Source organism: Acinetobacter sp. AG1 (assembly GCF_001005525.1).
In the GTDB taxonomy this organism is placed as follows: Bacteria; Pseudomonadota; Gammaproteobacteria; order Pseudomonadales; family Moraxellaceae; genus Acinetobacter; species Acinetobacter modestus.
In genome coordinates this window covers 1-9,791 of sequence record NZ_LBMZ01000063.1, presented here as the reverse complement: position 1 = coordinate 9,791, position 9,791 = coordinate 1, and the positions used below count along the sequence as shown (strand labels likewise).

Here is a 9,791-nt window from a genome sequence, read left to right as displayed (position 1 = left end):
AAGAAAATAGCAGAGTTATTCCCTAAATACTTTAATAGTGATCATGAAGAAGTCACTTTTGATAAGCGAAGTGCTGCCAAAGGCCCAGAACCAGAAGGTATTACTGTGGGGACAATCGGGAAGAAAACCTTTGCTTTTATTGGTTTGGAACGTATGAGTGGCATCATGGCGTATGACATCACCACGCCGAATAAACCTAAGTTTATTGAATATTTTACTACCCGTAATTTTGTAGAAACAGATATTGCGCAGCAGGGTGATTTAGGACCTGAGGGATTGATCTTTGTCTCTGCAAAAGACTCTCCAAATGGTAAGCCATTACTCGTGGTTGGTAATGAAGTCAGTGGTTCAACGGCTGTTTACCAAGTTAATCTTCAATAAACTCTTGGCATAAAAAACGGATCAATTTGATCCGTTTTTTTATGCTGAGTATTTTAGACTTCGATACGTGTAGGACTATTCAAATTTTTAATTACATTGGTAATTTGTTCAAGCGAATCACAAATAATCACTTTGGCACGATGTTGAGGAGGTAAAAATCCTTCTTCAACAGCATGATCTAGTTGAGCAATTAAGGCATCATAAAAACGATTTACATTATAAATAATCATAGGTTTTTGGTGCTGATTGAGTTGACCCCAAGTAGCTATTTCTAAAATCTCTTCAAAAGTACCCAAACCACCAGGTAAAGCAATAAAAGCAATGGCACGCTCCGCCATCAATGCTTTACGTTCATGCATGGTCTCAACAATATGAAGCTCTGTTAATTTATTGTGTGCAATTTCATAGTCCAACATAAACTCAGGAATTACACCGACTACTTCACCGCTATGTTCCAGTACAGTATCTGCAACTTGACCCATTAAGCCAATACTTGCTCCGCCATAGACAATTCCAAAACCTTGATTTGCGATGTGTTGAGCAAGTTCGATGGCTTTATCTCGATAAATGGGTTTGTTACCTGTACGAGAACCGCAATATAAAGCAATAAGAGATTGGGTGGTTTTTCTGGGAGTAGAAGAAATGGTTTTTTTATCTGTCATTCTAAATACACTATTCATTCGGTTTATTTTCACCTTATCATTTTCATTGTGCTTGTCTAGGTTAAATGACTTTTATGACAGTTTTATGCACACTTTACGTACAAAACAATATTATGAATTTTAGAAAAAATTTGAAAACAACAAGCACATAAAAAAGATGAATTTCACTGCAATCTTGCCTATACTGAAAATCCTTTTATTAATTTATGTACCTCTATGAGTAGTGGTTGTTGTCGCTCCGCTTTGTTCTTATTTCCTAAAAAAAATGTTTTGGCTATTTGTGCCGACCTTTTAAAATTTCAACTTCATAACGATATTGCTGATTTTGCAGAGGAGTCACATCAATGATTTTTGAATGGATGTCTGATCCTTCTGCATGGGTTGGCTTAGCCACATTGGTGGTGCTTGAAATCGTATTAGGTATTGATAACCTAGTATTTATTGCAATCTTGGCAGAAAAACTACCACCAGAACAACGTAATGCTGCTCGTAGAGTTGGTTTGATTCTCGCCTTAATCATGCGTCTAGGATTGCTTGCCGCAATTGCATGGGTTGTGACTCTAACTGAACCACTGTTCCATATTTTTGACCATGCCTTTTCTGGTCGTGACCTGATTTTGCTATTTGGTGGTGTGTTCTTACTCTTCAAAGGTACGATGGAGTTACATGAACGAATCGAGGGTCACCAAACTCTGAAAGAAGAAAATCCTGTACATGCTACTTTTTGGATGGTGATTGTTCAGATTGTAGTTTTAGATGCCGTCTTTTCTTTAGATAGTGTGATTACTGCGGTTGGTATGGTGAAGCATCAAAGTGTCATGATGCTGGCAATGATTATTGCTGTTGGTATTATGCTTTGGGCATCCAAACCGCTGATGGATTTTGTGAATAAGCATCCAACGGTCGTGATTTTGTGTCTTGGCTTCCTGATGATGATTGGTTTCTCGTTAGTGGTTGAGGGCTTTGGTTTCCATATTCCGAAAGGTTACTTGTACGCTGCGATTGGTTTCTCTGTCTTAGTCGAAATCGTGAATCAGACCATGCGTCGCAATCAAGAGAAATTGGTGACGACGACTGATTTACGTTATCGCACAGCTTCTGCGGTATTACGTATGTTGGGCAGTAAAGGCAATGGTAGTGAAGGCCAAAATAAAGAAGCCGAAGATGTTTTAGCGACTCAAGCCTATGCCAAAGAAGTGTTTGATGAAGATAATGGGGTCTATCATAGCGTATTGGTACAGGGTGTTTTAGGCTTATCTGAACGTCCTGTGAAATCTGTGATGACACCGCGTCCTGAATTAGAATGGTTAGATTTAGACGCTGATCCGGCAGAGTTGAAAGAACGTTTAATGACAATGACCCATTCGCGGTTGATTATTGCGCGTGGTGAGTTAGACAATATTGAAGGTGTTGTTTTAACGCATAAAGTACTGAATGAATATATCGAAACAGGTGCAATTGATTTCAGTAAACACTTACGTGAGCCTGTGATTGTGCATGAAAATGCACAAGTATTAATGGTGATGGAGCAGTTACGTCAGGCTCCATTACAAATTGCAATCGTTTTAAATGAATACGGTTCTATCGAGGGAATTGCAACGCCGATAGATGTATTAGAGGCGATCGCAGGTGAGTTCCCTGATGAAGACGAATTGGAAGCTGTGGCTGCCAGTTTGGATGATGGTTCAATGTTATTAGAAGGTTCAACTGACATTCGCCATGTATCACTGTTATTAGGTAAAGATCTGGTTGATGAAAGTGAAGAATATTCAACCTTATCTGGTTATGTGTTATTTCATTTAGGTCGTTTACCTGAAAATGGGGAAATGGTTGAAGCTGATGGCTATCGCTTTGAGGTTGTTACAATGGATGGGCACAAAATTGAAAAAGTGCGTATTATTGCCAAAGAAAAGTTACCCGATAAATAATTAAGTTTGTTTTAAATAGCCTTTGAGCTTTACGATCGTGATTGCGGTAGTTTTGCTCAAGGCTATTTTTATTTGAGTATTGAAATGACATTGACAGACAATTGCCCATGTGGAAATGGGCTATATGTAATATGTTGCCAGCCTTTGCATTTGAAACAACAATTTGCTCAAAATGCAGAGCAATTAATGCGTTCGCGTTACAGTGCTTTTGCTTTACAACAGATTGATTATATTTTGGAAACCACTGCTTTGGGGCAGCAAGCTGCTTTGGATCGAGATGCGATTGCAGATTGGAGTCAATCCAATCAGTGGCTAAAATTAGAAGTCGTGCAGCACCAGCCAAAACTGGATAAAACCCATGCCTTGGTCGAGTTCAAAGCTCATTATTGTGATAAAAATCAGGGTGACAAACAGGCGCATATTCATCATGAAGTTTCACATTTTGTTTTGCATCAACAACACTGGTACTTTCTTGATCCAACCTTGAATATGCAAATAACAATGAAACAACCTTGTATTTGTGGTTCAGGGAAAAAATTTAAACAATGTTGTGCACAATTCATCTAAGTTTGTCTTAAAATAGCGCACACTTTGATGCCTGATTTAGGGATGTCGGCAGATGTTACTCACCGTGATTTATATTATTGCCATTACTGCGGAAGCGATGACAGGGGCGTTATCAGCAGGACGACGTAGTATGGACTGGTTTGGGGTAACACTGATTGCTTGTGTGACTGCTTTAGGTGGTGGTTCAGTTCGAGATGTTTTACTAGGCCATTATCCTTTAACGTGGGTCAAACATCCTGAATATTTAGTTCTGACTTGTTGTGCAGCGTTTGTCACCATTATTATCGCCAAGTGGATGAAGCATTTACGCAGTGTATTCTTATTGCTCGATGCCATGGGCTTAATTGGTTTTACCATCATTGGTTGTCAAATTGCATTATCGATGGGTCATGGTTTTGTAGTTTCTGCCGTGGCGGGTGTGTTAACGGGAGTTTCAGGCGGTATCCTACGAGATATTCTTTGTAATGATGTGCCTTTAGTGTTCCGCCGTGAGTTGTACGCCAGTATCTCCTTTGTTGCAGTCATCTGCTATTGGGTGTGTTTGGAAATTGGTTTACCTCATGATTTGACTGTGATTTTTACTTTAGTATTTGGTTTTACTTTACGTGTGATTGCAATTTATTTTGGTCTAGAAATGCCGAAATTTATTTATAAAGAGGATGATGCTGAGTCTGCATCTTCAATAGATGAGCATTGATAATATATTATAGATAAATGAAATAATAATATTTTTTTCAGGATTCTTTAGAATGAGTATAAGTTGGCTAAAATTTCTTTTCTTATTTTTACTTATTTCTTATACACATGCTGAAACTAACCTTATTGGTATTTGGCAAGGAGTATATGGAAATCAAAAGGTAAAAATGCCTCAAGATAGGTTTAAAGAATGTTTAATGAAAAATAGAACGTTAACGATTTCAACTACAAATGTTATTGATGAAGTAAAAAGTTTCACTTGTGATCTAGGTAATGGTAAATATTCTAAATTTGAAAATTGGCAAAAAAGATTGGAGATAGACTCAATAATAGAGAAAGAGAATTACTATCTGGTTCACTATAGTCATTGTTGGCTTAATTGTTATGAAAAATATAAAAAGAAAGATCAGAATAGTATTGCACTAGAATATAAAAATGATGTTTCGATATTTACAAAAATTAAATAACTATAAAATGAGTAATGATGCACTTAAGCAAATAAGACAGCAATTTAATATTCCAGTGGTTGTTTTTTGACTTTTGCAAGACGTCTATTGTTAGATATCTAATTATAAAGAATTTGGATTTATTGGAGGTTGTCTTTAGGATTCATTAAAGTTTCGTGATTTGAATAAGAATTATTTAAAAGCTTGAGATTTTCATCTTAAGAAGATGAGTTAATTAATAATAAGGAAAGGATAAGGAAAATGATTGTAGATAATCAGACTACATTAGCAATTTTTGCTAGTCGGTATTTAGATACGTTAACTACCCAAGAACTCATAGATTGGCTTGATGATATAAATCCTGAGGTAAGGACATTAATTGCAAGAAAATTGCATTGTAAAGGTACAAGAGAAGTATTTGATTTAGCTAAAGAATGGTCGAATTCTATAGTATGTTATCAAAGAGAGATTGCGGCTTTCCTCTTGGGGCAATTAGGTTGCTTATCTGAATGTAAGTACCCATTTAAAACAGAATCAAAGACCATTCTGATAGATCTAGTAAATGATGAAAACAGTGAGGTTCGGGCAGCTGCGGTTGCTGCTTGTGGGCATTTATATAGGGAGGGGTTAGATAGAGATTTAGAGGCTTTAATTTTAGGATATTCTAATGATGACTGTACCGAGGTGAGAATATCTATTGCTGTAACTTTGGGGAATTCCTCTGGAAGTGAGAAGATAAGGCAAGTTTATGCTAACTATTTAGAAGATGATGAGGTAGCAGAATGGGCAGAAGTTGGTTTGGAAATTTTAGAGGACAGGCTTAACGAGAGCTAATATTTAAATACTAAGGGCTTTACTCATATTATTAGAATGATACATTTAATCATTAAGACACCATTTGACGTTTAAACAACAACAAGCACTTGTCACAACGCTTTCATCCACATAGCATACAAAGCATTGACGATAACAATGATTTTGGATGACTTGCTGAAATGACCAGCCTTGCACATCATGCAACCGAAAACCGCTCCGTAGCCGAATTCACAGAACAAGCTTACTTAAATTATGCCATGTACGTGATTATGGATCGTGCACTGCCGCATATCAGCGATGGTTTAAAACCTGTACAACGTCGTATTGTTTATGCAATGAGTGAGCTGGGTTTAAAATCGACTGGCAAGCCGAAGAAGTCAGCCCGTACTGTTGGTGATGTACTCGGTAAATATCATCCGCATGGTGACTCAGCCTGTTATGAAGCGATGGTGTTGATGGCACAGCCATTCAGCTACCGTTATCCATTGATTGAAGGTCAAGGCAACTGGGGTTCACCTGATGACCCAAAATCATTTGCGGCAATGCGTTATACCGAAGCCAAATTGTCTGCTTATAGTGAATTATTACTGAGTGAGCTTGGACAAGGGACGAGTGAATGGCAAGATAACTTTGATGGTTCAATGAAAGAACCGATCACTTTGCCTGCAAGGATTCCCAATATCCTACTGAACGGTACGACGGGTATTGCGGTAGGGATGGCAACCGATATTCCACCGCATAACTTACGTGAAGTAGTGAAAGGTACGATTGCATTAATTCGTAATCCTGAAACCACTGATGAAAAATTAGCAGAATATATTCCAGCCCCCGATTTACCGACCAAAGCTGAAATTATTACGCCACCAGAAGAATTACTGAAAATCCAAACCACAGGGCGTGGTAGCTATCGTGCGCGTGCAGTGTATACGGTCGAAAAAAATGAGATTGTGATTACTGAACTACCTTATCAAGTTTCAGGTTCAAAAGTCGTCACGCAAATTGCAGATCAAATGATTGCGAAAAAGTTGCCTTTGGTGGCAGATATTCGTGATGAATCAGATCATAAAAATCCAACACGCTTAGTCATTGTATTACGTTCTAATCGTGTAGATGCTGAAACGGTGATGAGCCATTTATTTGCAACCACTGATTTAGAATCAAGCTATCGCGTTAATTTGAATATGATTGGTGCAGATGGTCGTCCGCAAGTCAAATCGATTCGCCGTATTTTGTTGGAATGGATTGAGATCCGTAAGCAAACCGTAACACGTCGTTTGCAATATCATTTAAATAAAATTGAAAAACGTTTGCATATTTTGGCAGGCCTTTTAATTGCCTATTTAGATATTGATACTGTAATTCGGATTATTCGTGAAGAAGATCAGCCAAAACCTGTTTTGATGCAGCACTTTGGGATTGATGATATCCAAGCTGAGGCAATTTTGGAGCTCAAGCTTCGTCATTTGGCTAAACTTGAAGAAATGGAAATTCGCCGTGAGCAAGAAGAATTAGAAGCGAAAGCAGCGATTATTCGTGAGCAGCTGGCAAATCCTGAATCATTGAAGAATTTAATTATTGGTGAGTTAAAAGAAGACGCGAAAAAATTTGGCGATGATCGTCGCTCACCGATTGTTACTCGTGCTGATGCTGTACAAATCAAAGAACAAGATTTAATGCCTGCGGAAACAGTAACTGTGGTCTTGTCAGAAGCAGGCTGGGTGAGAGCCGCTAAAGGTGGTGATGTTGATGCAGCAAACCTAAATTTCCGTGCGGGTGATCAATATTTGAGTCATGCAGTCGGAAAAACCAATCAACGAGTCTACTTTTTAGATGAAACGGGGCGGAGTTATGCGCTGCCGATTAGTAGTCTCCCTTCTGCACGTGGTTTAGGCGAGCCATTGAGCTCAAAGCTTGCACCAGCCAGCGGCGTATCATTTATTCAAGTATTTATTGATGATGACAGTAATGAGTTACTTGCTGTCAGTTCAAATGGATATGGATTTAAAACGCAAGCGGTGCAGTTAGATACCAATGCGAAAGCAGGTAAAGCCTTTTTGACAGTTGCAGACAATGCAACCGCTTTACCTTTACTGCCAATTCAACAAGCCACACATGTTGCAATTCTCAGTTCATCAGGGCGTTTACTGATCATAGATTTGGCTGAATTACCTGTTCTGAATAAAGGTAAAGGTAACAAGTTGATACAACTTGATGAAAAAGAGCAAATTTTATCCATGACAACCCTAGGTTTAGATGAAATAATCCAAGTCGCTGCAGGACAACAACACCTAAAACTGAAAGGGGACGATCTCCAAAAATATATAGGAAAAAGAGCAACAAAGGGGCAACTTTTACCACGGGGATATCAAAAAGCAAATAGACTCCTCATTCAGAGATAAGGCTAGTATTCTGTGATAAAAATACGTTATATATGACAAGGTATTCATATTATTTGAATAGATTGACAGGGCAATTCCAAAAGTTAAAAAAAAGTTTTGTCATGGAAAGTAACGTCGTTACATTTTTAAGGATTACTACTCGGAGATAATGGCATTATGGAAAAGATTTGGTTTGCAGAATACCAAAAGACAGGAATTCCAGAAACAGTTGCGCTGCCTGCTGAAAACACCTCACTTGTTGATATTTTTGAACGCAATTTCCAAAAATTTGGTTCACGTGATGCCTTTATCTTCATGGATAAAGTTTTAACGTACAATGAATTAGAAGTCGCTAGCCGTAAGTTTGCTACTTATTTACAAGGCCTTGGTTTGGCTAAAGGGACACGCGTTGCGGTGATGATGCCGAACGTATTTCAATATCCAGTAGTTGCTCTAGGTGTATTCCGTGCGGGCTTAGTATTGGTCAATGTAAACCCACTTTATACTTCACGTGAGCTTGAGCATCAGTTAAATGACTCTGGGGCAGAAGCTCTTGTAATCATCGAAAACTTTGCTAGTGTTTATCAAAGTATTATTGGTAAAACACCAGTGAAGCATGTTGTGGTTGCTTCTGTCGGTGACATGCTCGGTACACTGAAAGGTACGATTGTAAACTTCGTTTTACGTAAAGTACGTAAACAAATTCCAGCATGGAATATTCCTGGTCACGTTAAATTTAATGCAGCGTTAGGTAAAGCGAATCCAAGCAATTATAAACGTCCAAGTTTGACCTTAAGCGATACTGCTGTACTGCAATATACAGGTGGTACGACAGGTGTTTCTAAAGGTGCTGAGTTAACACACCGTAACTTGGTTTCTAATCTATTACAATGTGATGGTATTTTCTCAAGTAAGTTTGGCACAGGTGACGGTTCTAAAGATGATCGTATCGTGTGTGCGTTACCGCTTTATCACATCTTTGCATTCATGGTGTGCGCGCTTTACGGTATGTATAAAGGTCAAGCGAATATCTTGATTCCGAACCCACGTGACCTACCAGCAGTCGTTGGTGAATTACGCAAATACCAACCTTCTTTCTTCCCAGCAGTAAACACCTTGTTTAATGCCTTAGTGAATAACGAAGAATTTAAACAGCTTGACCATAGCAAATTGAAGATGGCAATGGGTGGTGGTATGGCTGTATTACCATCTACGGCCGCTGCTTGGCAGAAAGTAACAGGTACGATCATTATCGAAGGTTATGGTTTATCTGAAACATCGCCAGTGGCGACAGCAAACCCGCCTGCAACAACAGAGTTCAGTGGTACGATTGGTATCCCATTACCATTGACTGAAGTTGCTTTACTTGATGATGATGGTAATGAAGTGGCACTTGGTGAGCAGGGTGAAATTTCGATTCGTGGCCCACAGGTAATGAAAGGCTACTGGAATCGTCCTGATGAAACTGAGAAAGTCATGACCAAAGACGGTTTCTTCCGTACTGGTGATGTTGGTGTCATGGATTCACGCGGTTATTTCAAAATTGTAGATCGTAAAAAAGATATGATCTTGGTTTCAGGTTTTAACGTTTACCCGAGTGAAATTGAAGAAGTGATTGCGAAGCATCCAAAAGTATTGGAAGTTGCTGCGATTGGTGTGCCAGATGAGAAATCAGGTGAAGTGCCTAAATTATTCATCGTGAAAAAAGATCCTTCATTAACAACTGAAGAAATTATTGCTTATGCAAAACAAAACTTAACAGGTTATAAATGCCCACGTTATGTTGAGTTTATGGATGATCTACCAAAATCTAACGTAGGTAAGATCTTACGTAAAGATTTACGTAAGCCTGCTTAAGAATCCCACTTAGCCTCCGTTTAAAAAGGGAGCTATTGGAAATAAAAAACGCCACAATTG

9 protein-coding genes are annotated in these 9,791 nt (G+C 38.6%); 8 read left to right on the top strand and 1 reads right to left on the bottom strand.

Features of this window, described 5'->3' with window-relative positions:
• A partial coding sequence (locus AAV96_RS01160) for a choice-of-anchor I domain-containing protein (protein ID WP_046737995.1) occupies positions 1 to 381 on the top strand: 381 nt, incomplete at its 5' end.
• A gap of 53 nt (positions 382 to 434) precedes the next feature.
• On the opposite strand, the gene AAV96_RS01155 is transcribed toward AAV96_RS01160, so the two are convergent.
• Complete coding sequence (locus tag AAV96_RS01155; RefSeq protein WP_046737994.1) at positions 435 to 1,061, bottom strand: TIGR00730 family Rossman fold protein; 627 nt, start codon at positions 1,059 to 1,061, stop codon at positions 435 to 437.
• A 326-nt stretch (positions 1,062 to 1,387) separates the two neighbouring features.
• Between AAV96_RS01155 and AAV96_RS01150 the strand changes: the two genes are divergently transcribed.
• The 7 genes from AAV96_RS01150 to AAV96_RS01120 all read left to right on the top strand — a co-directional run bounded on the left by AAV96_RS01150 (position 1,388) and on the right by AAV96_RS01120 (position 9,731).
• Entirely contained in the window at positions 1,388 to 2,971 is a 1,584-nt protein-coding gene (locus AAV96_RS01150) for a TerC family protein (protein WP_046737993.1), read from the top strand.
• 84 nt (positions 2,972 to 3,055) lie between these two features.
• A complete protein-coding gene (locus tag AAV96_RS01145) occupies positions 3,056 to 3,538 on the top strand; it encodes a YchJ family protein (RefSeq protein WP_046737992.1) in 483 nt (160 codons plus the stop codon).
• A gap of 52 nt (positions 3,539 to 3,590) precedes the next feature.
• Positions 3,591 to 4,235, top strand: coding sequence for a trimeric intracellular cation channel family protein (locus tag AAV96_RS01140; RefSeq protein ID WP_046737991.1), 645 nt, complete (start codon positions 3,591 to 3,593; stop codon positions 4,233 to 4,235).
• 52 nt (positions 4,236 to 4,287) lie between these two features.
• Complete coding sequence (locus tag AAV96_RS01135) at positions 4,288 to 4,701, top strand: hypothetical protein (protein WP_046737990.1); 414 nt, start codon at positions 4,288 to 4,290, stop codon at positions 4,699 to 4,701.
• Between the two features lie 240 nt (positions 4,702 to 4,941).
• Positions 4,942 to 5,514, top strand: coding sequence for a HEAT repeat domain-containing protein (locus AAV96_RS01130; RefSeq protein WP_046737989.1), 573 nt, complete (start codon positions 4,942 to 4,944; stop codon positions 5,512 to 5,514).
• A 161-nt stretch (positions 5,515 to 5,675) separates the two neighbouring features.
• Entirely contained in the window at positions 5,676 to 7,895 is a 2,220-nt protein-coding gene (parC, locus tag AAV96_RS01125; RefSeq protein ID WP_046737988.1) for a DNA topoisomerase IV subunit A, read from the top strand.
• Between the two features lie 156 nt (positions 7,896 to 8,051).
• Positions 8,052 to 9,731: a long-chain-fatty-acid--CoA ligase gene (locus tag AAV96_RS01120; protein WP_004659466.1), complete on the top strand. Its 1,680-nt coding sequence runs from the start codon at positions 8,052 to 8,054 to the stop codon at positions 9,729 to 9,731.
• Positions 9,732 to 9,791: the final 60 nt, after the last annotated feature.